This is a genomic window from Ruegeria sp. CDSA089 (assembly GCF_059612205.1).
The window spans coordinates 1-23,551 of the sequence record NZ_JBXWQD010000006.1 but is presented as its reverse complement, the minus strand read 5'-3'; the positions used below and the strand labels follow the sequence as shown (position 1 = coordinate 23,551).

Genomic DNA, 23,551 nt, shown 5'->3' with positions numbered 1-23,551 from the left:
GTGGCATGGCAAAGAAAGCAGTCCGCAAGACAAGCGGTAAGAAAAAGAAGGCGTCAAAAGCCAAACCCAACTTCGTGATGCGGATTCGCCGCTGGGTCACGCGTGGGCTATTGGCGATTGCCACGTTTGTCGTAGCGCTGATTGCACTCTATTCGGTAGTCAACCCTCCGGTGACCCATACGATCTGGTCCGAATGGCGCAGATTGGGCAAGGTCGAGCGTGACTGGGTTCCCATCGAACAGATTTCGCCGATCATGGCGCGGTCAGTCGTAGCGGCTGAGGACGCCAATTTCTGCCGCCATTGGGGGTTTGATGTCGAAGCTATTCGTGACGCGATTGAAGGGGGTGGTGCCCGAGGTGCGTCGACGATTACGCAGCAAGTGGTGAAGAATGTCTTTTTGTGGCAAGGGCGCAGCTGGGTGCGCAAGGCGCTTGAAACTTCGATGACGCCGGTCGTCGAAATTTTCTGGAGCAAACAACGTATTCTTGAAGTCTATTTGAACGTCGCCGAGACCGGAAATGGCGTATTCGGGGTTGAGGCAGCGGCACAGCGTAATTTCAACGTTCCGGCGTCCAAACTGTCCTCGGTTCAGGCGGCGCGGATTGCGGCGATCCTGCCATCCCCGCGAAATCGGTCGGTAACCGACCCGTCGGTACGCACCCGCAGACGAGCGGCTGCGATTCTGGACGGGGCGGCCACCATCCGCGCAGATGGTCGCGCGGATTGTTTCGAGGATTGAAAACCGAACCCTCTCGGGGCTAAAGCTGAGGGGTATTCACTGGTTCGATTGGAAGCTCATGGCGCGTCTGTTTCACGTTCCCCTGTCCCCGTACTGCCGCAAGGTCCGTCTGTCACTGGCGGAAAAGAAGATTGAGGTCGAACTGGTCGAAGAGAAATACTGGGAGCAAGACCCGGATTTCCTGCGCCGCAATCCGGCGGGTAAAGTTCCGGTTTTGCGGTTGGACGGGCATGTCATGGCGGAAAGCAGCGCCATTTGCGAGTACATCGAGGAAACGCGCCCCGAGCCCGCTTTGATGCCGAAAACACCGGAAGCCCGGTATGAAGTCCGGCGGCTAGTCGGCTGGTTTGACGACAAGTTTCATCACGAGGTGACATCGAAACTGTTGTACGAGCGGGTCAACAAGAAGATGACCGGCCAGGGATACCCGGACAGCAAGAATGTCAAAGAGGGCGCCAAGGCCATCAAGTATCATCTGGACTACATGGCATGGCTGCTAGATCACCGGCGTTGGTTGGCGGGCGACCAGATGACATTGGCCGATTTCGCGGCCGCGGCGCATTTGTCGGCGCTGGACTATATCTCGGACGTGGATTGGAACCGTTCGGCGGCGGTTAAGGATTGGTACGCCAAGATCAAATCTCGGCCTGCGTTTCGGTCTATACTGGCGGATCAGGTGCCGGGGTTTCGGCCTCCGCCGCATTACGCGGATCTGGATTTCTGATAGGGTGGCAGGGGGGCTGTCTGCCCCGCATCGCGCCGGGGCGCGATTCCCCCCGAGGATATTTTAGCCAGATGAAGAGCGGATCGGATTTAAAGGACAAGGTGGTCGCTCAGGCATTGAGTGAGGGGTTTGTGTCCTGTCGGATTTGTCGGCCGTGGGATGTGCCGGAAGTGCCCGCGCGGTTGCAGGCGTTTTTGGATTCCGGGTATCACGGACAGATGGGGTGGATGGCCGAACGGACCCATTGGCGGGGCGATCCGTCGGCTTTGTGGCCCGAGGCGCGGTCGGTGATCATGCTGGCCGAGAGCTATACGCCTGAACATGATCCGACCGAGGTTTTGGGCCATCCCGATCGGGGTGCGATTTCGGTCTATGCGCAGAACAAGGATTACCATGATCTGGTGAAAAAACGCCTCAAGCGGTTGGCGCGGTGGTTGATTGCCGAAGGTGGCGGCGAGGTGAAGGTGTTCGTGGATACCGCGCCGGTGCCTGAGAAGGCCCTGGGCCATGCGGCGGGGTTGGGTTGGCAGGGGAAGCACACCAATCTGGTCAGCCGCGATTGGGGAAATTGGACCTTTATAGGCTCTGTTTTCACCACATTGGACCTGTCTGCGGATATGGCCGAGGTGGATCATTGCGGATCGTGTCGCGCTTGTTTGGATGCCTGTCCAACGGATGCGTTTCCTGCGCCGTACAAGTTGGATGCGCGGCGGTGTATTTCCTATCTGACCATCGAACATAAGGGGCCGGTGGACGAAGAGTTGCGCGGCATGTTGGGCAATCGGATTTACGGATGCGATGATTGTCTGGCGGCCTGTCCGTGGAACAAGTTTGCCGTGGCGGCCAGCGATATTCGCTATGCGGCGCGGGATGATTTGGTTGCCCCGCCTCTGGCTGAACTGGCGGGGTTGGATGATGCGGCGTTTCGGGTCAAGTTCTCGGGCTCGCCCATAAAACGGATCGGGCGGGATCGGTTTGCGCGCAACGTGCTGTATGCGATTGGGAATTCCGGTTTGCCCGCGTTGAAGCCGGTGGCGCAGGGGTTGGTGGATGATCCTGATCCAGCCGTGGCTGATGCCGCGCGCTGGGCGGTACAACAACTGCCCTAAGTGCCGCAAACAGGCTGGACGTGTCGGTCCAAACCGCTACACCCAATTTAGCGAACAGGAAGGAGAACCCGATGGCGCTGGCTTTGGGGGTTGATACGGGCGGAACCTATACGGATGCGGTGCTGATCCGGGATGAAGCTGAGGTGATCGCCTCGGCCAAGTCGCTGACCACGCGGGCAGACTTGGCAATCGGCGTGGGCAAAGCGATTTCGGCTGTGTTGGAACAGGCGGCGGTTGGCCCCGAGCAGATCTCGATGGCATCTTTGTCGACCACTTTGGCCACCAATGCTCTGGTCGAGGGGCAGGGCGGGCGCGTGGCGTTGGTCTATATCGGGTTCAAAGAGGGCGATCTGGATCGGCACGGGTTGCGCGACGCGTTGAAGGGTGATCCGGCACTGGTGATTGCCGGGGGTCATAGCCATGCGGGGGGTGAGGCTGCTCCGCTGGATGTAGCCGCGTTGGAAACGTTTTTAGACTCTCATAAAGGCATATCCGGCTTTGCCGTGGCCGCGCAGTTTGCCACGCGCAACCCTGCGCATGAGCTGGAAGCGGCGCGGATTATAGCCGAGCGGACAGGGGCTCCGGTCACATGTTCTCATCACCTGTCGGCCAAGTTAAACGGGCCGAAACGGGCAGTGACGGCGGTATTAAATGCACGGCTGATCGGGATGATTGATCGGCTGATCGGACGGGCGCAGGATCAGTTACTGACGTTGGGAATTACCGCGCCGATGATGGTGGTCCGCGGCGACGGCGCGTTGATGAGCGCCGAGCAAGCGCGAGAACGCCCGATTGAGACGATCCTCAGCGGGCCTGCGGCCTCGATCGTAGGGGCCAGTTGGTTGACGGGGGCCGAGAATGCGCTGGTGTCGGATATTGGCGGGACGACCACGGACATCGCCGTGATCCGCGACAGTAAGCCCGCAATTGATCCCAATGGTGCGCGCGTCGGTGGCTTTCGCACCATGGTCGAGGCGGTAGCGATGCGCACCCATGGTCTGGGCGGCGACAGTCAGGTCCATGTGGTGACCGAGGGGCTGGGAGGCGGCGTGGTCCTTGGGCCGCGTAGGGTATTGCCAGTGTCGCTGATCGCGGCCGAGGCCCCGGATGTGGTGCATGCTGAGTTGGACAAGCAACTGCGCGCGACCACGGTAGGTGAACATGACACGCGGTTTGCCCGCCGCGTGCCCGGTATCCACGCCGAAGGGCTGGGTGCACGGGAAGAGGTGTTATTGGACCGTCTTGGCGATCAGGTTTTGCCGCTGAGCGACCTATTGCGCACACGGATGGAGAATGGCGCCCTGACGCGGCTGGTGGATCGCGGGATCGTTCAGGTCTCGGGCGTGACGCCGTCGGATGCCAGCCACGTTCTGGGGCGGCTGGACGCCTGGGATGCCGAGGCAGCATGCAAGGCGCTGGAATTGGTGTCGCGCAAACGGGTTGGGTCAGGCGATGTGCTGGCGAAAAACCCCGAGGTTTTGGCGCAGATGATCGTGGATCAGTTGACGGAACAAACGTCTTTGACTTTGTTAGAGACTGCTTTTGCCGAAGAAGTCGAGGATTTTGGCATTCCCCCGACGGATCTGGCTCGGCACATTCTAACGCGCAAGGGCTTGGCCCGACACCGGGGCCTGCTGGCTTTGGATGCGGCGCTGAATGTGGATGTGATCGGGCTGGGTGCCTCGGCCCCCAGCTATTACCCGGCGGTGGGGGACCGTTTGCATTGCAAGATGATCTTGCCCGAACATACTGGCGTGGCGAATGCCATCGGCGCGGTCGTCGGTCGCCTGACCTTGCGCCGGGCGGGGACGGTCACGTCGCCTTCCGAGGGCAAGTTCCGGGTGCATCTTGAGGACGGACCGCAGGATTTCAACGATTCCGAGGCGGCGTTGTCGCTGCTAGAATCCGTACTGCGATCCGAGGCTGAGGGCGCGGTACGCGACGCCGGGGCCGAGGATATCCGCGTGATCGTTGACCGCGACATCCGCACAGCCCGCGTCGAGGCGCAGGAGGTCTTTGTCGAGGCCATGATCACGGTCGAAGCCAGCGGCCGCCCAAGGGTCGCCGCCGGCTGATCGCTTATTCCGCCGCGTCGCGTTTGGGCAGAACCCAATCGGGGCGCGGGAAATGGCAGGTATAGCCGTTGGGGATACGCTCCAGATAGTCCTGATGCTCGGGCTCGGCGTCCCAGAAATCACCGACGGGCTCCAACTCGGTCACGACCTTGCCGGGCCACAAACCGCTGGCGTTCACATCGGCAATCGTGTCCAACGCCACCTGTTTCTGTGCGTCATCGACGTAGTAGATGGCCGAACGATAGCTCATCCCGCGGTCATTGCCCTGACGGTTTACCGTAGTCGGATCGTGGATCTGAAAAAAGAACTCCAGCAGGTCACGATAGCTGATCTGCGTGGGGTCAAAGAAAATCTCGATCCCTTCGGCATGGGTGCCGTGGTTGCGATAGGTGGCGTTGGGGACATCGCCGCCAGTATAGCCGACACTGGTGCGGGACACGCCCGGTAGCTTGCGGATCAGGTCCTGCATTCCCCAGAAACAACCTCCTGCTAGGACAGCGCGTTCTTCGGTCATTGGATTTCCTCCACATGGATCAGATAGTCGGCATAGCCTTCGGCCTCCATGTCATCGCGATGGACAAACCGCAAGGAGGCTGAGTTGATGCAATAGCGCAGCCCGCCATGTTCACGCGGGCCGTCGGGGAAGACGTGGCCTAGATGGCTGTCGCCGTGTTTTGAACGCACCTCGGTGCGAATCATGCCGTGGGTGGTATCCCGGAACTCTTCTACATGTTCATGCACGATGGGCTTGGTGAAACTAGGCCAGCCGCAGCCGGATTCGTATTTGTGAGTCGAAGCGAACAGCGGCTCGCCCGAGACGATATCCACATAAATCCCCGGTTCCTTGTTGTTCAGCAGCTTGCCGGTGCCCGGACGCTCGGTCCCGCTGTTCTGCGTGACATGGTATTCTTCGGGCGAGAGGGCAGCGATGGCCTCGGGGGATTTGGTGTATTGGGTCATGGATCCTCCGGTCGGTTGAGTTGCACCATTATTTGGGGGTTGGGGCGCAGAAATCAAAGCCTGTTTCATGCGCCTCGCGCCCTCGTGCGTTGATCCGGGGGACGATTTGGCGCGTATACTTGGTTAGAGGAGGGTTCACCATGTTCCGCATCTTGCTGTTGACCGCTTTGATTCTGACCGGGCGCACCGTGCAGGCTGCGCCGTTGAGCGGAGAGTTTCCGTCCATCGACGGCGGTACCCTGTCGATCGCGGACTGGCGCGGGCAGCCGGTTTTGGTGGTGAACACGGCCTCGCATTGCGGCTTTACTGGGCAATACAACGCGCTGCAGCAGGTCCACGAAGACTATGGTCCGCGCGGACTGGTCGTGCTGGCGGTACCGTCGGATTCCTTCAATCAGGAATTGGGATCGGCGGAAGAGGTCAAGGAATTTTGCGATTTCAACTATAACCTGACCCTGCCGATGACCGACATCACCCCGGTTCGAGGCGCAAAAGCGCATCCTTTCTATCAACAGGTTGCGGCGCAGACAGGATTTGAGCCCAGTTGGAACTTCAACAAAATCCTTCTGGATCCCGAAGGCGAAGTTATAGCGACCTATGGCGCGACCACGCGCCCCGATTCCCGGCCAGTGCTGTCTCAGGTCGAGGCTTTGCTGCCCTGAGCAGGCTGTCGCGACAGTTGCACCGCCAGGATTCCAGCGGTGGTGATCAAAACGCCGACAGCATCCAGCGGGCCCAGTTTCTCACCAAGAAGAATCGCGGCGATGGTCACGCCGAATACGGGGTTGAGGAAATGGAAGGTGGCTGCACGAGTCGCCCCGATCCGATCCAGCAGAAGGAACCATATCAGCGTGGCCAACAAGCCGGGGAACAGGGTTGTGTAGGTGAAAGCCAGCACCAGCGGAACGGTGAGGTGGATATGGATCACCTCGAACAGGGGAGCCGCGACGAACAGAACGGCTGAACCAACCAGCATCTGCAAACCCACGACCATCATGAAATTCCCGCCTGAGGTCGCCCCCCGCACCGCCAAGGTGGCGAAGGTCAGCGCCAAGGCCCCAACACCGCAGAGCGTCACGCCGACCATATCAACGCCCGCGCTGATGCGGCTGCTCATGATCAGAGCGACGCCAGCAAACCCGGCGAGCAGGCCAATCACGCCTAGCGGTCGCAGTCGATCACCCAGAAAGAGCCAGCTTGCCAGTGCCACCAGCAGCGGCATGGTCGAGGCGATGATGGCGGCAACCGACGCCTCAATCGTTTGCATTGCGTAGAAATTCAGACCCAAATACAGGGCATTTTGGCAGATTCCAAACAGGATGGTCGCGTACCATTGTTGCGGCGTCAGCCGCCAGCTCTGTCCCATTGCGCGCGCAATGGCGACGCCGATCAACCCGGAAATCAAAAAGCGCAATGCCAGCGAAAACAGCGGTGATGCGTCCATCACGATGATCCGCGCCGAAGTAAAGGCCGACGACCAGATCAGTGCAAATGTCAGCCCCATGGCCATGGCGCGCAGATCCATCGCCCATCCCCTTTGTTGGTTTCGCGCACTGTTCCTTAAATCAGTAAGGGTCGCAAGATGTACCGTCTGGCCGTAGTAACTAGGAATCTCATAAGGGCACCACACGCGGGGCGCACAATTTTATTCTTACCGGAGTTGGAGTTACTTTTCGGCCCGCTAGATCATAAGTGACCACAACAAAGGCGAAGCCCGTTATGTTGCAAGAGAAGCGAAAAGACCTGGATTCGGAGCGGCAGAAAAAGCTGCTGTTTCGGCTTGTGGATGAACTCAGCCAATCTTCGCCTGATCTGTACTATCGCCCAACCAGTGAGATCGCGACGTACCTTGAAACGTATATTCGTAAGGAAGCAAAACTGTCTGCAGACGATCGGGCCTTGATGAACCGGCTCAGCCGTCGTGATCTGGAAGTGCTATTAAGTTTGCACTGATCCCCAAGAAAAAGGGCCCCCAAACGGCGGCCCTTGATCGTATGTTTGCGACAGCTGAGATCAGCCGTTGACGCTGTCCTTCAGTGCCTTCGCAATGGTCATTTTAACCACCTTGTCGGCCTCTTTCTTGAACTGCTCGCCGGTGGCGGGGTTGCGCACCATGCGCTCGGGGCGTTCGCGGCAGTAGATTTTGCCAACGCCGGGCAGGGTCACTGCGCCGCCGGCCGAAACTTCGCGTGTGATCAGGCCGGTCATGGCCTCCAGCGCGGCGTTCGCGGCTTTCTTGTCAGTCCCCATTTCCTCAGCGAGAGCAGCAACCAGCTGAGTCTTTGTCATAGGCTTTGCCATTTCTTGGTCTCCTTAACGTGCCCGATGTCTTGGGCCTCACCGCGTAACTGTAACGGGATATTGTGGCTGAACACAACGAATAGTAGCGCGAAAAACCCTAAAAATAGGGGGAAAACGTTGCTTTTTTGCTTCAGAGAAAGGCTGTTTCGTCAAAAGAACGCAATTTCCGGCTGTGCAGACGCTCAAGCGGCATGCCTCGCAGGTGTTCCATCGCGCGAATTCCGATCGCCAAATGGCGGCTGACCTGTGTGGTATAGAAGTCCGAGGCCATGCCCGGAAGCTTCAATTCCCCGTGCAGCGGTTTGTCCGAGACACAGAGCAAAGTGCCATAGGGCACCCGGAACCGATATCCATTGGCGGCGATCGTGGCGCTTTCCATATCCAGCGCAATCGCGCGAGACTGGCTGAGGCGCTGCACCGGGCCGGACTGGTCGCGCAGTTCCCAGTTGCGGTTGTCGACCGAGGCGACGGTGCCGGTGCGCATGACGCGCTTTAGCTCGTAGCCGTCCAGTTCTGTCACTTCGGCCACGGCGCGTTCCAACGCTACCTGCACTTCGGCTAGGGGCGGGATCGGCACCCAGACGGGCAGGTCATCGTCCAGCACCTTGTCTTCACGTAGATAGGCATGGGCTAGCACGAAATCCCCCAGCGCCTGCGTGTTGCGCAAGCCGGCGCAATGGCCAACCATCAGCCACGCATGCGGCCGCAGAACTGCGATATGGTCGGTCGCGGTTTTTGCGTTGGATGGCCCCACCCCGATATTGACCAACGTGATCCCCGACCCATCGGCGCGTTTCAGGTGGTAGGTCGGCATCTGAGGCAGCTTCAGAGGCTGCTCCAAAACGCCATCGGCCGAGGTGATCTGCGCATTCCCGGTCGACACAAAGCTGGTATAGCCGCTTTCCGGGTCGGCCAGTTGTTCGCGGGCGTAGTTCTCGAACTCGGACACGTAGAACTGGTAGTTGGTGAACAGCACATGGTTTTGGAAATGGCTGGGATCGGTGGCAGTGTAATGCGCCAGACGGGCCAGCGAATAATCCACGCGCTGGGCGGTGAACAGCGCCAGCGGGCCAATCTCGGTTTCGTGGTCATGCACCCCGTTGACGATATCGTCATTGGTGGTCGTCAGGTCGGGCACGTCGAACACATCGCGCAGGGTGAACCCCGCCGCGCCCTGATGCGGCACCACAAGGTCAGGGTTATTGGCCACGGCGAAATGCACCGGGATGGGTGTATCCGAGGCACCAATCGTCACTGGTTGGTCATGGTTTTTGATCAGCAGGGCAATTTGTTGGGTCAGATAGGCCCGGAATAGATCGGGCCGTGTGACCGTGGTGGCATGGGTGCCGGGTTCCGAGACGTGACCAAAGCTCAGACGGCTGTCCACATGCGCGTATGAGGTCGTTTTGATTCGAATCTCTGGGTAATAGGCTCTGAATCGCTCGGTCGGAGTGCCTGCCTCCATCGCTTTGGCGAAGTTTTCACATAGAAAACTTGTGGCCTTTTCGTACAGCTCTTCCAAACGCGCCACAGCGGCGGCAGGGTCGGTGAACTTCTCGGGGCTTGGGACGTCGGGTGTTCTTATTATTGTCATGCGAGGGGTTCCAAAAGGTCGATCTTTTCAAATTTCCGCACATCCACCAGCCCAAGGTCGGAAATCCGCAGTTCGGGGATCACGACGAGGGCCAGCAGCGAGTGCTGCATATACGCGTTGTTCAACTGACAGCCACAGTCCTGCATCGCCTGAACCATCCGGTCCGCCTTGGCGGCCACATCGGCGGCGGGACTGTCGGACATCAGGCCAGCGATGGGCAGTTCCACCAGCGCCAATTCCTCGCCGTCGCGGAACAGGGTGATACCGCCGCCCACCTCGGCCAGACGGTTCGCCGCCAGTGCCATCTGTTCGCGGTCGGTCCCCACCACGATCATGTGGTGGCTGTCATGCGCTACGGTTGACGCCATGGCCATGCGCCCCTGATACCCAAAACCCGAGACAAACGCGTTCGTGACCCCACCGGTCGCGCGGTGGCGTTCGACCAACGCGATCTGGCAAACGTCGCCTTCGCCCTCGACCAGCCCACCGATGATGGGTAATTCCGCCTTCAACGCCTTGGTCGGGGCCTGATTTTCCACCACACCGATCACGTTGGCCCGCACACGGTTGGCGCCCTCGGGGGCTTTGATTTCAAAATCCGTATCAGCCAGCACATGGCCCAGATGCACCGTATTTCGCGCGCTGTCCGGCCAGTTCAGATGTGGGCAGTCCACGGTGATCGCGCCATTTTCGGCGACGATCTGGCCGCGGGCGATCACCACCTCAATTGGAAGCTCGCGCAAATCAGAACTGAGGATAATATCCGCCCGCCGGCCCGGTGTGATTGACCCGATCTCGCGTTCCAGCCCGAAATGGGTGGCTGTGTTGATCGTCGCCATTTGCAGTGCGATCAGCGGGTCACATCCGCAGGCAATCGCGTGGCGCACCACGCGGTTCATATGCCCCTCATTTACCAATGTGCCCGAGTGGCAATCATCCGTGCACAGAATAAAGCCGCGCGGGTCTAACCCTTTCTCGGTCACCGCCGTGATCTGTCTTTCCACGTCATACCAGGCCGAGCCCAGCCGCATCATAGACCGCATCCCCTGCCGCACCCGAGCTATGGCGTCGGCTTCGCAAGTTCCCTCGTGGTCGTCAGCGGGGCCGCCGGCAACATAAGCCGCAAAATCAGGCCCTAAATCGGGCGATGCATAGTGTCCTCCCACGGTTTTGCCCGCATTCTGAGTCGCCGCGATCTCGGCCAGCATCTTAGGGTCGCCGTGAATCACACCGGGGAAATTCATCATCTCACCCAACCCGATGATGCCGGGCCATTTCATAGCCTCGGCCACGTCTTCGGGGGTGATCTCATAGCCCGTTGTTTCAAGCCCTGGGGCCGACGGCGCGCAAGAGGGCATCTGGGTGAAGATGTTGACCGGTTGCATCATCGCCTCGTCATGCATCATCCGCACGCCATCCAGTCCCAGCACATTGGCAATCTCATGCGGGTCGGTGAACATTGACGTCGTACCATGAGGCATCACCGCGCGGGCAAACTCCGCCGGGGTCAGCATCCCTGATTCGATATGCATATGCGCGTCGCACAGACCCGGCAGCATATAGCGCCCATTGGCCTCGATGATCTGCGTCTTTGGGCCGATGCAATGCGAGGCATCCAGTCCCACATAGGCGATGCGCCCGTCTGCGATCGCGATGTCATGATCCGGCAGCGCTTCGCGCGTGTGTACGTTCACCCAGATCCCGCCGCGCACGACCATGTCGGCTGGATCACGTCCAGCGGCAACAGCGATCAATCGGGGGGCGGTATCGGGCCAACTTGGGAAAGGCGTATATTCCATGGCTCAACTTTTCTGAATGTGTCCGAAGGTGCAACCCCTGCCGAACATCTATCATCAAACCGTCACGCAGCGCGTCAGCGCTGCCCGGCCCAACCAACGGAGGGGGCGCGAAAGCGCCCCTGACGATGGGCGGGAGCGCCTACCCCGCCAGATCGCGGGCAATTTCCCGCCTTACCCAATCGGCGAACAGGACGGCACCCGGCGTTTCCTCGGCCTGAGGCGACAGTAGCAGGTAATAAGCCTCGGGCATCTCCGCACGATACTCAAACGGAGCCACCAGTTGTCCGCGCTCGATCAGGTCGCGAGCTATGGTGTCATGGGTCAGGCAATACCCACCCCCGGCCATCGCAACAGACAGGCTAACCAGATAGGTTGTTGAATAGGTTATGGGTGAATTTTCCCAATTTAGACCCTGTTCCGTGATCCAATTCTGCCAATTCGACAACAGGTTAGAGCAATCAAACAGGGGTTGTTCCTGAATATCTTCCAGCCGCACTTCATAGCCCGGCGCGCAGACCGGGTAATAGTGATCGGTGCGCAGTAACTCGGTGCGCACCGTGTCGGACGGGCGCAGGGAATAGCGGATTTCGACCGCAGCGCCCTCGGCCATTTCGCGCGGCTCCCAGAGTTCGGTGAAGATGTTCAATTGCACATCCGGGTGCGCAGCCCGGAACCGGGGCAGGCGCGGTCCCAACCAGTTCACGGCAAAAGTGATGTTGCTTTGAACCTGAACCGCGTTCTGCTGCGCGCCGGTGACGGCCTGCGTGCCACGCACCAGCGTGCGAAACGCCTCACGCACCACGGGCAGATAGGTGATTCCGGCCTCGGTCAGCTCTAGCGCGCGAGGACGGCGCAGAAACAGAGGTTGGCCCAGATAACCCTCAAGCGATTTTATCTGCTGACTGACCGCGCTTTGCGTCATGTTCAGATCACGCGCCGCACCGGTGAACGACAAGTGTCGCGCGGCGGCCTCGAACGTACGCAGCCAACCCAGCGGAGGAAGCGATGTCTGCATTGGCATAATCTCACCATTAGTTCAGCTTATGGAATAGGTGAGAATTTTTCGTTGGTCAAATCTGCCTTGCGTCGCCACCTTCTTGAGAAACCAGATGGAGGAGCCCGCCATGACCGTCACCGAATTGCGTCCCAATATCGACCACTGGCCCGAGCGGGTCGACCTGGCTGCTACCTTCCGCTGGACTGAACGCCTGAACATGCACGAGGCCGTGGCCAACCACTTCAGTTTGGCGGTCAACGAGGGCGGAACGCAGTTCCTGATGAACGCCAATCAGATGCATTTCGCACGGATCAAGGCGTCGAACCTTCTGCTGCTGGATGCCAATGATCCCGACGTTATGGATCAGCCCGGCGCGCCCGACCCGACCGCTTGGGGTCTGCATGGCTCGATCCACCGCCATTGCCCGCATGCGCGCTGTGTGATGCATGTGCATTCGATCTTTGCAACCGTTCTGGCCTCGTTGGCCGACAGCACTCTACCGCCGATCGACCAGAACACTGCCACCTTCTACAACCGCTATGTGGTGGACCAGGAATTCGGCGGGCTGGCCTTTGAAAGCGAAGGTGAGCGCTGCGCCGCAATGCTGTCGGACCCGAAGAAGAAGGTCATGATCATGGGCAACCATGGCGTGTTGGTGACGGGCAGCGATCCGGCGGATGCGTTCAATCGCCTCTATTACTTCGAGCGTGCGGCCGAGACCTATATCCGCGCGCTGCAGACCGGCCAGCCCCTGCGTGTCTTGTCCGATGAGATTGCGGAAAAGACCGCGCGGGAACTGGACGACTACCCCGATCAGGCCGAGGCGCATCTGCGGGAAATCAAGGCTCTGCTGGATGCAGAGGGTTCGGATTACGCCAGCTAAAGGGAATTGCCATGACTGATTCTGCACAAGACCCCGAAGCCGCCCGCTGGTACTATCACCCCGAAGGCCCTGTGGGTTTGAACCCGCTGTTCGCGTGGCCTCCGCGCCCCGCCTCTGTGCTGAAGTGGTACAGTGGAGCTTGGTTGCAGATTTCCTCACTGACCCTGTGTATGGGGCTGGCGGTCATTGCCTATGTCGTTTTTTTCCCTGGGTTAGAGTCAATGAAGAGCTTTGCTCCGGGGTGGATGTTCCGCATTTGGCTGCTGAACATGGTGCCTCAGATCTTGGTGGCGGGCGGGCTGCATTGGTGGCTTTACATGCGCAAGGGGCAGGGCATGTACAAAAAGTTCGACCGTCGCGACCTGACCAGAGACAACGGCAATTTCACCTTCCGCAATCAGGTCTGGGACAATATCTGGTGGACGCTGGGCAGCGCCATGACCGTGGCAACCGTGTATCAATGGGTGATCTATTGGGCGATGGCCAACGGATATGTGCCGACAGTCACTTGGGCCAGCGCGCCGATTTGGTTTATCGTCTGGATGTTGTTCATCCCGATGTGGTCTGGCCTGCATTTCTATTGGGTGCATCGGCTGGAGCATCACCCAAAGCTCTATAAACACGTCCACGCCGTGCATCATCGCAACGTCAATATCGGCCCGTGGTCGGGGATATCGAACCATTGGTATGAAAACCTGCTGTATTTCACGACCTATTTCATCCATCTGATCGTGCCGTCCCACCCTCTGCATCTTCTGTTTCACACGTATTTTCAGCAGATCAGCCCGGTTCTGTCCCATTCAGGGTTTGAAAAGCTGAAAGCCGGAGAAACTGAAGCGGCCCGTGCGGGGGACTTTTTCCACCAGCTTCATCACCGGTATTTCGAGTGCAACTACGGCACCTCGGAAATCCCCTTCGACAAGTGGTTTGGCACCTATCACGACGGGTCTGCCGAGGCGACGACGCGGACGCGGGCCTATAAAAAGCAGATGTATACCTAGCCGGATCGCATTGCGCGCGGGGTGGTCCCGAACTCGGTCCGAAAGGCTCGGGTCAGGGCGCTTGGGTCGTCATAGCCTGCGCGCAGGGCGATCTCGGCGATAGTCAGGTCGGTCTCGGCTGCCAGTTTCCGGGCCAGGTTCAGGCGCAGGCGGCGATAGACCTGTGCGGGGCCTGCGCCCAGTTCGGTTTGCATTCGCACGGACAGCGCCTTTTGCGATCGTCCAACCCGGCGGGCGATCTCGGGGATAGGCAAAGGCATTTCCAGATGTTCCTGCATCAGGGCCAGCGCTTTGTTCACATAGCTGCTGGTCGCACCCGCCCCGCCGGAATGAGACCTGGCGGAATCGCGAGTCATGAAAAGCTGCGCGACCTCCAGCGCCAAAGCCTGCCCGTGATCTTGCCCAATCAGGTGCAACACCAGATCAAACGCCGCCATCGCACCAGAACAGGTAATGCGGTCGCCGTCGATCACGTAGCGTTCGCGCTGTGCGTCAATTTCGGGGAATCGTTCGGTGAAACCGTCCAGCTCCTCCCAATGGATTGTGGCGCGGTGCCCGTCCAGTAATCCGGCCAACGCCAACAACCAGCTTCCGGTATCCAGCCCGGCCAGTATGCTGTAGCGCCTCGCTGCGGACCGCAACCCCGCCAGCGTCCGCCACCCGCCATGGGCCCGATACCCGTAAGAGGGCATGACCAGTAAAGTATCGCCGCGTGCATTCTGCAAGATGTCGTGCGGTGCGACTTGCAGCCCCGAAGATGACGTGACGGGAGCGCGATCCAGTGACAGAAATTGCCAGTCATACAGCTTGCGCCCCGCGATGGAATTCGCCGCCCGCAAGGGTTCGACCGCATTCGCAAGGCAGTGGTTGGAAAAGCCGTCGAACAGAAGCACTCCGAATTGCTGCGGCGCAGCGGGGGATTTGATCCATTTTTGCATGATATAGGTCTATTTTTGCATATTCAGATTGGCAAGCCACGTCAGGATATCCGCAACCCCAGATGTGGAGACCCCAGATGCAATATGGCCTGTCCGACGAACAAGAGATGATCGCCGCGACCGTTCGCAGCTTTGTCGAAAACGAAATCTACCCGCATGAAGAGCTGGTCGAGCGCACCGGCGAGGTTCCGCACGAGATCGCCGCCGAGATCAAACGCAAGACGATCGAGTTGGGCTTTTATGCCTGCAACTTCCCCGAAAGCGTCGGCTGTGCCGGGCTGAACCATCTGGAATTTGCACTGGTCGAACGCGAACTGGGCCGGGGATCGATGGCGCTGAACCATTTCTTCGGACGTCCGCAAAACATCCTGATGGCGTGCGAGGGCGATCAGGTCGACCGTTACCTGATGCCTGCCGTCCGGGGTGAAAAAATGGACGCGCTGGCGATGACTGAACCGGGTGCGGGCTCGGACGTGCGGGGGATGAAATGCGCCGCCGTGCGCGATGGGGGCGACTGGGTGGTCAATGGCACCAAGCATTTCATCTCGGGCGCGGAACATGCGGATTTCATCATTGTCTTCATCGCAACCGGCGAAGATCAGACGCCGAAAGGTCCCAAGAAACGCATCACTGCCTTTCTGGTCGATCGCGGCACACCCGGCTTCACAATCCGGGATGGGTACAAGTCGGTCAGCCATCGCGGCTACAAGAACATGGTGCTGGACTTCGACGATTGCCGCTTGCCGGATGCACAGGTTCTGGGCGAGGTCGATGGCGGGTTCGAGGTGATGAACACCTGGCTTTACGCCACCCGGATCACCGTTGCCGCAATGTCGGTTGGGCGTGCGCGCCGAGCGTTCGACTATGCGCTGGACTATGCCGCCACGCGTGAGCAATTCGGCCAGAAGATCGGCAAGTTTCAGGGCGTCTCATTCCAGATTGCAGACATGATCACCGAGATTGATGCCGCCGATCTGCTGACCCTTGCAGCCGCCGATCGTCTGGACAAGGGGCTGCCCGCCAACCGCGAGATTGCCTCGGCCAAACTGTACGCCTCGGAAATGCTGGCCCGGGTGACGGATGCGGCGATTCAGGTGCATGGCGGGATGGGTCTGATGGATGACTACCCGCTGGAGCGATTCTGGCGTGACGCGCGTGTCGAACGCATCTGGGACGGCACCAGCGAGATTCAGCGCCACATCATCAGCCGCGATCTCTTGCGGGCGCTGGGCGCATGACGACAGCGCTGGCCCGAGCGCTGAACCCAAAGACCATCGCCGTGATCGGCGGTGGCGCGTGGTGTACGTCTGTTATCGAGCAGGCACGCAAGTTTGGATTCGAGGGCGAAATTTGGCCTGTGCACCCCAAAGCAACTGATGTCGCGGGGGAAAGTGCTTACCCGACACTCGAGTCGTTGCCTGATGTGCCCGACATGGCCTTTGTCGGCATCAACCGCCACGCCACAATTGAGGCTGTCAGGATTCTGTCTGCGATGGGGACGGGCGGTGCGGTCTGTTTCGCTTCGGGCTATACCGAGGCACAGGCTGAAGACCATTCAGGCGCGGGCCTTCAGGATCAGTTGATCGCCGCCGCAGGGGACATGCCGATTTTTGGGCCGAATTGTTACGGTTTCGTCAATGGCCTGGATCGTGTGGCTGTCTGGCCTGATCAGCACGGCATGCGGCCTGTGGATCGCGGGGTGGCGATCCTGACGCAAAGCTCGAACATTGCCATCAACATGACCATGCAGCGCCGCGCTTTGCCGTTGGCCTTCATGCTGACCTGTGGAAATCAGGCGCAGACGCATCAGGCCCAGATTGCCTCGGCGTTGTTGGATGACGACCGCATTACGGCCATCGGCGTGCATATCGAAGGGTTTGGCGATCTGCGCAAATGGGAGGCGCTGGCTAAAAAGGCTCGTCAGCGCGGTGTCCCGATTGTTGCGCTGAAGATGGGCCGGTCGGTCCATGCCCAGGCGGCAACGATTTCGCATACGGCCTCGCTGGCGGGGCAGGACGCGGGTGCTCAGGCGTTTCTGGATCGGTTGGGGATTGCCCGCTTGGATGACATCCCCAGCTTTCTGGAATGCCTCAAGCTGTTGCATGTTGCTGGGCGTCTGGACAGCAACGGGCTGGGTACGATCAGCTGCTCGGGGGGCGAGGCCAGTCTGGCCGCCGATATGGCCGAGGGGCGTGATCTGCACTTTCCGCCGTTGACGGATACGCAACGCACCGATCTGCGCGCGGCATTGGGGCCGATGGTGGCGCTGGCGAACCCGCTGGACTACCACACCTATATCTGGCGCGACACGCAGGCGATGACGCGCGCCTGGTCGGCGATGATGGGGCCAGAACAGGCTCTGACTATGGCCATTGTGGACTATCCGCACACTGATCAAACCGATTGGACCTGTGCAACGCAGGCCGCGTTGAATTGCGTGGCACAAACCGGGCGGCCCTTTGCAGTGACCGCAACTCTGCCCGAGTTGATGCCCGAGGACGTCGCGCAGCGACTGATGGATGGCGGGGTTATTCCCTTCGCTGGGCTGCATGAGGCACTGTCGGCTGTCGAAGCGGCGGCGCGGTCTGCAGGTCAGGACTCTGATCCGGTGGTCCTTCCCAGTACTGCCAATCCAAACGTCACGCTGACCGAGGCGGAGTCCAAGGACCAGCTTGCAGCCTTCGGCGTGCCCACTCCGAAAAGGCGGGTGATGCAGGCCGATGCCGCCTGTGCAGGTGACATGGCGGGCCCTTTCGCCGTCAAGGGCGTTGGACTGGCCCATAAGTCGGACCACGGGGCGGTTCAGTTAGGGGTCAGCGCGGGCGATCTACGGGCCGTCGCGGCCCAGATCGGCACCTCTGAGGTTCTGATCGAGGAAATGGCCGCCGAAGGCGTGGCAGAGTTGCTGGTCGGTGTAACCTGCGATCCGGCCCATGGATATGTTCTGACCTTAGGCGCGGGCGGGGTATTGACGGAAATCCTACGGGACTCGGTGTCTCTGCTGATCCCGTCGCCTCGGAATGTAGTTGAAAAGGCGCTGGGCAGGCTGGCCTGTGCGCCGTTGTTGGCTGGCTATCGCGGCAAACCCGCAGCTGACATGAACGCGATTTTGGACACGGTCGAGGCTGTTCAGGCCTATGTTATTGCCAATGCAACTCATGTCAGCGAAGTTGAAATCAATCCGCTTATCTGCGGCCCTAAAGGTGCTGTGGCGGTGGATGCTCTGATCCGAAAGGTACGCACATGAACCCGATCAAAACCCAGCGCGAGGGCGCGATATTGCAGGTCACTCTGGACCGTCCCAAAGCGAATGCGATTGATCTGGCGACCAGTCGGGTGATGGGCGAGGTCTTTCGGGATTTCCGCGATGATCCGGACCTGCGCGTGGCAATCATCACCGGCGGCGGCGACAAGTTCTTTTGCCCCGGCTGGGATCTGAAGGCTGCGGCGGATGGCGACGCGGTGGATGGCGATTATGGCGTGGGCGGCTTCGGCGGGTTGCAAGAGCTGCGCGATATGAACAAGCCGGTGATTGCCGCCGTGAACGGTATTGCCTGCGGTGGCGGGCTGGAACTGGCGCTGAGCGCGGACATGATCATCGCCGCAGATCACGCCAGCTTTGCCCTGCCCGAAATCCGATCCGGCACCGTTGCGGATGCCGCCAGTGTCAAACTGCCCAAACGCATCCCCTATCATATCGCGATGGAACTGCTGCTGACCGGACGCTGGTTCGATCCGGGCGAGGCCAAGGCATGGGGCTTGATCAACGAGATTGTGCGCGGTGATCAATTAATGGACCGCGCTTGGGAACTGGCGCGTTTATTGGCCAGCGGGCCGCCCCTGGTCTACGCCGCGATCAAAGAGATCGTGCGCGAGGCCGAGGATTCAAAGTTTCAGGACATTATGAACCGGATCACACGGCGGCAATTGCCGACCGTGGATGTTCTGTATGGGTCCGAGGACAATCTGGAAGGCGCTTGCGCCTTTGCCGAGAAACGCGACCCGGTCTGGAAAGGGCGCTAAATCCGCTCGAACAAGGCGATGAGCGCCGTGTCGTCCTTGTTGGGACCAACGGCGAGGTCGCCATAGATACGTACTTCGGGCAGAGACAGGTTTCTGATCTGTCCCTGAGACAGCTTGTGAAGCGCCTCGGCAAAGCCAAGTGCCTCATAATGTTGGGCGTTGATCGACAGGGCGAATTGCGCACCGTGGCGCGCGACGCGCAGCAAGGGCAACAGCGCCTCGGGGCCGAGGTGGCCGTGGGTGAAGGTGCCCGATGACACGATGCCCGAGTAGCTTTCGCGCGGCACAGGGATGCCCTCGTTCAGGTCGGCCTCGATTGCATCGCGGTAGATGTCTTTGCGCATGGCCTGATCCAGCATCTGGGCGCTGATATCGGTGGCGTCGATGGGACCGACGCCCAGCCCGACCAGGACATCACCGCACAGACCGGTCCCAGCGCCCACATCCAGCACCGGGCCCTGTCCTCCCGCCCCTACAAAGGCGCGCGCCGTGTGGATGTGGAGCTGATAATCCTCACGCGTGGCAAAGCCTGTGTCATAATCCCCGGCCCATTCCGCATAAAGCCGCCGGTTGTCGTCCGGCGTTTCCAGCGCATAGGCCGCATGCAGATCAGGGGTTTTATCGCTCATGCCTAAAAGAAAGGCCCATTGTGGGATTCGAATCAAGTATCCCGTCGCCCGCGCTTGCATCCGGCTGATTTGGGGATCATCAATGGCGGCATGACTGGTTTTCTCTATTCATTCGGCCATGGCTATTCCGCTCAGGAATTGTCGCGGCTTTTGGCTCCTGCCGGCTGGCGCATCGTCGGAACCACCCGTGACCCCGCGCAATCACCAACCCTGCGGGCCTCGCGGGCAGAGCCGGTTGTTTGGCCCGGACAGCAAGTTGATTTGGACGGGGTGACGCATCTGCTGATTTCGACAGCGCCCAATGCCGAAGGTGACCCGGTTCTGGCGGCCTTGAAGGACGAAGTCTCCGAGCGCGCTGCGCAGTTCAAATGGGTCGGTTACTTGTCGACCACAGCCGTCTACGGCGATCATCAGGGTGATTGGGTAGATGAGACTACCCCTGCAACACCCACGGCCCAAAGGGGCAGATGGCGGGTGCAGGCGGAACAGCAATGGCTGACCATTCCGGGTCTGCCCACGCATATTTTCCGGCTGGCGGGGATCTATGGCCCCGGTCGCGGTCCGTTCTCCAAGCTGAAACGCGTTGGGATGCGGCGGATCATAAAGCCGGGTCAGGTCTTTTCGCGCATTCACGTGGCCGATATCGCGCAGGTATTGGCGGCGTCGATGGCCGCGCCAAATCCCGGCGCCATATATAATGTCTGCGATGATGAACCGGTTCCACCACAGGATGTCATTGCCTATGCGGCTGAGTTGCAGGGATTGCCTCTGCCCCCCGCCGTTCCTTTTGACAAGGCCGACCTAACCCCGATGGCCCGCAGTTTTTACAACGAGAACAAGCGGGTCAGAAACGACAGGATCAAGGATGAGTTGGGGGTAAAGCTGCTTTATCCAGACTACCGGGTCGGGCTGACGTCTCTGATGCGCGCGGAATGATTGAATTGTGATAGCTTTTAGTTATCACAATCATCCATAAACAAAACTTATTCGCATGGATTGTCTTTGCTAGAACGGTTCTAGACAAGACCTACCGAGTCGCTACTGCCCATCACGACTGCGCGATTTTTCGTCATGCTTTTAGGATGGATAAAAGTGTCATCTATATGTGCTCTTGATCGACCGAGTTTTTAGCGGCGCACCTGCGCCGGAATTTTGCCAGGAATGGAGATCGACATGGACGGAAGTGATAACCCCAAAGCAGGCGGATGCCCTGTCATGCACGGCGCAGGAACCCGGTCTAACCGGGACTGGTGGCCGAACCAGCTGAACCTGTCGATCCTGCATCAGCACGGACCGGCCTCGAACCCGATGGATGCCGATTTCAACTACGCTGAAGAGTTCAAGAAACTGGACATGAAGGCGCTGAAAGAAGACCTGTATGCGCTGATGACGGATTCGCAGGACTGGTGGCCAGCGGATTATGGTCATTACGGCGGATTGTTCATTCGTATGGCGTGGCACAGCGCCGGGACATACCGGACGGCGGATGGCCGGGGTGGTGCTTCGACCGGGAACCAGCGGTTTGCCCCGCTGAACAGCTGGCCGGATAACGGCAACCTCGATAAGGCGCGCCGTCTTCTGTGGCCGATCAAGCAGAAATACGGCAACCAGATTTCATGGGCTGACCTGATGATCCTTGCGGGCAACTGCGCCATCGAATCCATGGGCGGCAAGACCTTTGGCTTTGCCGGTGGCCGCGAAGACATCTGGGCCCCCGAGGAAGACATCTATTGGGGCACTGAGACCGAATGGCTGGCCCCCACCGACAACCCGAACAGCCGCTATTCCGGTGAACGCGATCTGGAAAACCCGCTGGCCGCTGTGCAGATGGGCCTGATCTATGTGAACCCAGAAGGCCCCGATGGTGAGCCGAACGTGCTGGCCTCGGGCCGTGACATCCGCGACACCTTTGGTCGGATGGCGATGAATGACGAGGAAACCGTGGCTCTGGTTGCGGGTGGTCATACCTTTGGCAAAGCGCATGGCGCGGGCGATCCCGGTCTGGTTGGCCCCGAACCCGAAGCTGCCGCGATCGAGGAAATGGGCTTTGGCTGGATCAACAAGTTTGGCTCGGGCAAAGGTGACGACACCACAACCTCGGGAATCGAAGGCGCATGGACCGCGAACCCGATCCAATGGGACAACGGCTATTTCGACCTGCTGTTCGGATATGACTGGAACCTGACCAAAAGCCCCTCGGGCGCATGGATCTGGGAGCCGGTCGGCGTCAAAGAAGAAGACATGGCCCCGCAGGCCCATGACCCGTCGAAAAAGGTCAAAACCATGATGACCACCGCCGACATGGCGATGCGCATGGACCCGATCTATGGCCCGATCTCGAAGCGCTTCCATGAGAACCCCGAAGAATTCGCAGATGCGTTCGCCCGCGCCTGGTTCAAGCTGACCCACCGCGACATGGGCCCCCGCGCGGCCTATATCGGTGAAGAAGCTCCGACCGAGGAGCTGATCTGGCAGGACAACGTCCCCGCCATAGATCATGATCTGGTGGATGATGCGGATGTGGCGAACCTGAAAGCCAAGATCGCGGCAACCGGTCTGTCGGTGTCGGAACTGGTTTCGACCGCTTGGGCCTCGGCCTCGACCTTCCGCGGGTCGGACAAGCGTGGCGGTGCCAATGGTGCCCGTATCCGTCTTGCGCCGCAGAAAGACTGGGATGTGAACGAGCCGATGAAATTGTCCAAGGCGCTGTCCGCGCTCGAGGGTGTTCAGGCCGCGTTCAACGATGCGCAGTCGGGCGGCAAAAAGGTCTCGCTGGCGGATGTGATCGTTCTGGCCGGCGCCGTAGGTATCGAACAGGCGGCCAAGGCTGGCGGTCAGGATGTCGAGGTTCCGTTTACTCCGGGCCGCACTGATGCGTCGCAGGACCAGACGGATGTCGATAGCTTTGCGGTGATGGAGCCCATCGCTGATGGCTTCCGCAACTATCTGAAAGGTGACTATACCGTTTCACCCGAAGAGTTGCTGGTCGACAAAGCGCAACTATTAACCTTGTCCGCGCCTGAAATGACCGCACTGGTTGGTGGGCTGCGCGTGATTGGCGCCAATTTCGGCGATACCAAGCATGGCGTGTTCACAGACCGGGTCGGTACGCTCAGCACCGACTTCTTCACCAACTTGTTGGACATGAGCACCGAATGGAAGCCCGCAGGCAAGGGCGTCTATGAAGGCCGCGACCGCGCCAGCGGTGAGGTCAAGTGGACCGGGACCCGTGTCGATCTGGTCTTTGGCTCGAACTCGCAACTGCGGGCGCTGGCCGAGGTCTATGGTCAGGCCGGGGCCGAAGCCAAGTTCACCACCGACTTTGTGTCCGCTTGGACCAAGGTGATGAACGCGGACCGGTTCGACCTGAAATAATTAAGACGACCACCACTCACAAAACGACGCCGCCCAGGGAAACTTGGGCGGCGTTTTCTTTGCCAGTCATGAACGCCTACCAAGCATTGGGTACGATTCCTGTGAAAGAGGTATCCATCCTCTACTGTGACGCTCTGTTTGGTGGGTTTTCGATGCGATTTTTGAAGTTAGTCTGTTGTTTTTGTTAAGATAAATAAGTTTCTACCTGGAAATTCAAAGTTTTTTCAAAATGGGGGTTGCAGGTTCCAGACCTAATCCGTAAATACCCCTTCACCGGCGCTGGTGAGGCGGTGGGGCGCTGCGGGAGCGGCGGGGACGCTCAGGAGAGACTGGGGGCATCTGAGGTTGAGGTTTAGGCGGGCGCGCTGAGGGATTGGCGCAACGGTCTGGTTTTTGGCTCTGG

22 protein-coding genes are annotated in these 23,551 nt (G+C 59.6%); 13 read left to right on the top strand and 9 right to left on the bottom strand.

Features of this window, described 5'->3' with window-relative positions; all coding sequences use genetic code 11:
* Window positions 1-5: 5 nt before the first annotated feature.
* The 4 genes from mtgA (at window position 6) to AC2FJ6_RS14605 (ending at window position 4,648) form a co-directional block, all read left to right on the top strand.
* Window positions 6-740 (top strand): monofunctional biosynthetic peptidoglycan transglycosylase, encoded by a 735-nt coding sequence (mtgA, locus tag AC2FJ6_RS14620; RefSeq protein ID WP_170771509.1) that lies wholly within the window; start codon window positions 6-8, stop codon window positions 738-740.
* A gap of 58 nt (window positions 741-798) precedes the next feature.
* Window positions 799-1,464 (top strand): FtsZ-binding protein FzlA, encoded by a 666-nt coding sequence (gene fzlA / locus AC2FJ6_RS14615; RefSeq protein ID WP_170771511.1) that lies wholly within the window; start codon window positions 799-801, stop codon window positions 1,462-1,464.
* A gap of 71 nt (window positions 1,465-1,535) precedes the next feature.
* Complete coding sequence (gene queG, locus AC2FJ6_RS14610; protein ID WP_170771513.1) at window positions 1,536-2,573, top strand: tRNA epoxyqueuosine(34) reductase QueG; 1,038 nt, start codon at window positions 1,536-1,538, stop codon at window positions 2,571-2,573.
* 71 nt (window positions 2,574-2,644) lie between these two features.
* Window positions 2,645-4,648, top strand: a complete 2,004-nt coding sequence (locus AC2FJ6_RS14605; RefSeq protein ID WP_170771514.1) for a hydantoinase/oxoprolinase family protein — start codon at window positions 2,645-2,647, stop codon at window positions 4,646-4,648.
* A 4-nt stretch (window positions 4,649-4,652) separates the two neighbouring features.
* Here AC2FJ6_RS14605 and msrA read toward each other — a convergent pair whose 3' ends face one another.
* Window positions 4,653-5,162, bottom strand: a complete 510-nt coding sequence (gene msrA, locus AC2FJ6_RS14600; RefSeq protein ID WP_170771516.1) for a peptide-methionine (S)-S-oxide reductase MsrA — start codon at window positions 5,160-5,162, stop codon at window positions 4,653-4,655.
* Window positions 5,159-5,608 carry a peptide-methionine (R)-S-oxide reductase MsrB gene (gene msrB, locus AC2FJ6_RS14595; RefSeq protein ID WP_170786053.1) on the bottom strand — a complete coding sequence of 150 codons (450 nt, stop codon included), beginning with the start codon at window positions 5,606-5,608 and terminating at the stop codon, window positions 5,159-5,161. The genes msrA and msrB overlap by 4 nt, the downstream gene beginning before the upstream one ends.
* A 140-nt stretch (window positions 5,609-5,748) precedes the next feature.
* Here msrB and AC2FJ6_RS14590 point away from each other — a divergent pair, with 140 nt between their 5' ends.
* Entirely contained in the window at window positions 5,749-6,270 is a 522-nt protein-coding gene (locus tag AC2FJ6_RS14590; RefSeq protein WP_496669411.1) for a glutathione peroxidase, read from the top strand.
* On the opposite strand, the gene AC2FJ6_RS14585 is transcribed toward AC2FJ6_RS14590, so the two are convergent.
* Complete coding sequence (locus AC2FJ6_RS14585; RefSeq protein WP_496669409.1) at window positions 6,246-7,133, bottom strand: DMT family transporter; 888 nt, start codon at window positions 7,131-7,133, stop codon at window positions 6,246-6,248. The genes AC2FJ6_RS14590 and AC2FJ6_RS14585 overlap by 25 nt on opposite strands.
* A gap of 194 nt (window positions 7,134-7,327) precedes the next feature.
* Between AC2FJ6_RS14585 and AC2FJ6_RS14580 the strand changes: the two genes are divergently transcribed.
* Entirely contained in the window at window positions 7,328-7,561 is a 234-nt protein-coding gene (locus tag AC2FJ6_RS14580) for a hypothetical protein (RefSeq protein ID WP_170355542.1), read from the top strand.
* A gap of 60 nt (window positions 7,562-7,621) precedes the next feature.
* On the opposite strand, the gene AC2FJ6_RS14575 is transcribed toward AC2FJ6_RS14580, so the two are convergent.
* The 4 genes from AC2FJ6_RS14575 to AC2FJ6_RS14560 form a co-directional block, all read right to left on the bottom strand.
* Complete coding sequence (locus AC2FJ6_RS14575) at window positions 7,622-7,909, bottom strand: HU family DNA-binding protein (protein ID WP_039533371.1); 288 nt, start codon at window positions 7,907-7,909, stop codon at window positions 7,622-7,624.
* Window positions 7,910-8,039: 130 nt separating this feature from the next.
* Window positions 8,040-9,503 (bottom strand): AMP nucleosidase, encoded by a 1,464-nt coding sequence (locus tag AC2FJ6_RS14570; protein ID WP_170771526.1) that lies wholly within the window; start codon window positions 9,501-9,503, stop codon window positions 8,040-8,042.
* Entirely contained in the window at window positions 9,500-11,302 is a 1,803-nt protein-coding gene (gene ade / locus AC2FJ6_RS14565; protein ID WP_170771528.1) for an adenine deaminase, read from the bottom strand. The genes AC2FJ6_RS14570 and ade overlap by 4 nt, the downstream gene beginning before the upstream one ends.
* A 139-nt stretch (window positions 11,303-11,441) precedes the next feature.
* The gene (locus tag AC2FJ6_RS14560; RefSeq protein WP_170771530.1) at window positions 11,442-12,317 is read right to left on the bottom strand and encodes a LysR family transcriptional regulator; all 876 of its coding nucleotides are present in this window, start codon (window positions 12,315-12,317) and stop codon (window positions 11,442-11,444) included.
* A 109-nt stretch (window positions 12,318-12,426) separates the two neighbouring features.
* Here AC2FJ6_RS14560 and AC2FJ6_RS14555 point away from each other — a divergent pair, with 109 nt between their 5' ends.
* Together AC2FJ6_RS14555 and AC2FJ6_RS14550 are read left to right on the top strand one after the other, a co-directional pair.
* The gene (locus AC2FJ6_RS14555; protein WP_170771532.1) at window positions 12,427-13,182 is read left to right on the top strand and encodes a class II aldolase and adducin N-terminal domain-containing protein; all 756 of its coding nucleotides are present in this window, start codon (window positions 12,427-12,429) and stop codon (window positions 13,180-13,182) included.
* Window positions 13,183-13,193: 11 nt separating this feature from the next.
* Entirely contained in the window at window positions 13,194-14,183 is a 990-nt protein-coding gene (locus tag AC2FJ6_RS14550) for a sterol desaturase family protein (RefSeq protein ID WP_170771534.1), read from the top strand.
* Here the strand turns inward: AC2FJ6_RS14550 and AC2FJ6_RS14545 are convergent.
* Window positions 14,180-15,121, bottom strand: a complete 942-nt coding sequence (locus AC2FJ6_RS14545; RefSeq protein ID WP_170771536.1) for a GlxA family transcriptional regulator — start codon at window positions 15,119-15,121, stop codon at window positions 14,180-14,182. The genes AC2FJ6_RS14550 and AC2FJ6_RS14545 overlap by 4 nt on opposite strands.
* A gap of 77 nt (window positions 15,122-15,198) precedes the next feature.
* Between AC2FJ6_RS14545 and AC2FJ6_RS14540 the strand changes: the two genes are divergently transcribed.
* Genes AC2FJ6_RS14540 through AC2FJ6_RS14530 form a run of 3 tightly spaced genes read left to right on the top strand, consistent with a single transcriptional unit; the run spans window position 15,199 to window position 19,144 of the window.
* Window positions 15,199-16,359, top strand: coding sequence for an acyl-CoA dehydrogenase family protein (locus AC2FJ6_RS14540; protein WP_170355736.1), 1,161 nt, complete (start codon window positions 15,199-15,201; stop codon window positions 16,357-16,359).
* The gene (locus tag AC2FJ6_RS14535) at window positions 16,356-18,368 is read left to right on the top strand and encodes an acetate--CoA ligase family protein (protein ID WP_496669407.1); all 2,013 of its coding nucleotides are present in this window, start codon (window positions 16,356-16,358) and stop codon (window positions 18,366-18,368) included. The genes AC2FJ6_RS14540 and AC2FJ6_RS14535 overlap by 4 nt, the downstream gene beginning before the upstream one ends.
* A complete protein-coding gene (locus tag AC2FJ6_RS14530; protein WP_496669405.1) occupies window positions 18,365-19,144 on the top strand; it encodes a carnitinyl-CoA dehydratase in 780 nt (259 codons plus the stop codon). Before AC2FJ6_RS14535 ends, AC2FJ6_RS14530 begins: the two co-directional genes overlap by 4 nt.
* Here the strand turns inward: AC2FJ6_RS14530 and AC2FJ6_RS14525 are convergent.
* Window positions 19,141-19,773 carry a class I SAM-dependent DNA methyltransferase gene (locus AC2FJ6_RS14525; protein ID WP_496669403.1) on the bottom strand — a complete coding sequence of 211 codons (633 nt, stop codon included), beginning with the start codon at window positions 19,771-19,773 and terminating at the stop codon, window positions 19,141-19,143. The genes AC2FJ6_RS14530 and AC2FJ6_RS14525 overlap by 4 nt on opposite strands.
* A gap of 90 nt (window positions 19,774-19,863) precedes the next feature.
* Between AC2FJ6_RS14525 and AC2FJ6_RS14520 the strand changes: the two genes are divergently transcribed.
* Window positions 19,864-20,709 (top strand): SDR family oxidoreductase, encoded by an 846-nt coding sequence (locus tag AC2FJ6_RS14520; RefSeq protein WP_496669401.1) that lies wholly within the window; start codon window positions 19,864-19,866, stop codon window positions 20,707-20,709.
* A gap of 237 nt (window positions 20,710-20,946) precedes the next feature.
* On the top strand, window positions 20,947-23,148 hold the full coding sequence (katG, locus tag AC2FJ6_RS14515; protein WP_496669399.1) for a catalase/peroxidase HPI: 2,202 nt from the start codon (window positions 20,947-20,949) through the stop codon (window positions 23,146-23,148).
* The last annotated feature ends 403 nt before the right edge of the window (window positions 23,149-23,551 follow it).

Coding starts and splice junctions, on each gene's coding strand:
- mtgA (WP_170771509.1), top strand. CDS start 6: ATGGCAAAGAAAGCAGTCCGCAAGACAAGCGGTAAGAAAAAGAAGGCG.
- fzlA (WP_170771511.1), top strand. CDS start 799: ATGGCGCGTCTGTTTCACGTTCCCCTGTCCCCGTACTGCCGCAAGGTC.
- queG (WP_170771513.1), top strand. CDS start 1,536: ATGAAGAGCGGATCGGATTTAAAGGACAAGGTGGTCGCTCAGGCATTG.
- AC2FJ6_RS14605 (WP_170771514.1), top strand. CDS start 2,645: ATGGCGCTGGCTTTGGGGGTTGATACGGGCGGAACCTATACGGATGCG.
- msrA (WP_170771516.1), bottom strand. CDS start 5,162: ATGACCGAAGAACGCGCTGTCCTAGCAGGAGGTTGTTTCTGGGGAATG.
- msrB (WP_170786053.1), bottom strand. CDS start 5,608: ATGACCCAATACACCAAATCCCCCGAGGCCATCGCTGCCCTCTCGCCC.
- AC2FJ6_RS14590 (WP_496669411.1), top strand. CDS start 5,749: ATGTTCCGCATCTTGCTGTTGACCGCTTTGATTCTGACCGGGCGCACC.
- AC2FJ6_RS14585 (WP_496669409.1), bottom strand. CDS start 7,133: ATGGATCTGCGCGCCATGGCCATGGGGCTGACATTTGCACTGATCTGG.
- AC2FJ6_RS14580 (WP_170355542.1), top strand. CDS start 7,328: ATGTTGCAAGAGAAGCGAAAAGACCTGGATTCGGAGCGGCAGAAAAAG.
- AC2FJ6_RS14575 (WP_039533371.1), bottom strand. CDS start 7,909: ATGGCAAAGCCTATGACAAAGACTCAGCTGGTTGCTGCTCTCGCTGAG.
- AC2FJ6_RS14570 (WP_170771526.1), bottom strand. CDS start 9,503: ATGACAATAATAAGAACACCCGACGTCCCAAGCCCCGAGAAGTTCACC.
- ade (WP_170771528.1), bottom strand. CDS start 11,302: ATGGAATATACGCCTTTCCCAAGTTGGCCCGATACCGCCCCCCGATTG.
- AC2FJ6_RS14560 (WP_170771530.1), bottom strand. CDS start 12,317: ATGCAGACATCGCTTCCTCCGCTGGGTTGGCTGCGTACGTTCGAGGCC.
- AC2FJ6_RS14555 (WP_170771532.1), top strand. CDS start 12,427: ATGACCGTCACCGAATTGCGTCCCAATATCGACCACTGGCCCGAGCGG.
- AC2FJ6_RS14550 (WP_170771534.1), top strand. CDS start 13,194: ATGACTGATTCTGCACAAGACCCCGAAGCCGCCCGCTGGTACTATCAC.
- AC2FJ6_RS14545 (WP_170771536.1), bottom strand. CDS start 15,121: ATGCAAAAATGGATCAAATCCCCCGCTGCGCCGCAGCAATTCGGAGTG.
- AC2FJ6_RS14540 (WP_170355736.1), top strand. CDS start 15,199: ATGCAATATGGCCTGTCCGACGAACAAGAGATGATCGCCGCGACCGTT.
- AC2FJ6_RS14535 (WP_496669407.1), top strand. CDS start 16,356: ATGACGACAGCGCTGGCCCGAGCGCTGAACCCAAAGACCATCGCCGTG.
- AC2FJ6_RS14530 (WP_496669405.1), top strand. CDS start 18,365: ATGAACCCGATCAAAACCCAGCGCGAGGGCGCGATATTGCAGGTCACT.
- AC2FJ6_RS14525 (WP_496669403.1), bottom strand. CDS start 19,773: ATGAGCGATAAAACCCCTGATCTGCATGCGGCCTATGCGCTGGAAACG.
- AC2FJ6_RS14520 (WP_496669401.1), top strand. CDS start 19,864: ATGACTGGTTTTCTCTATTCATTCGGCCATGGCTATTCCGCTCAGGAA.
- katG (WP_496669399.1), top strand. CDS start 20,947: ATGGACGGAAGTGATAACCCCAAAGCAGGCGGATGCCCTGTCATGCAC.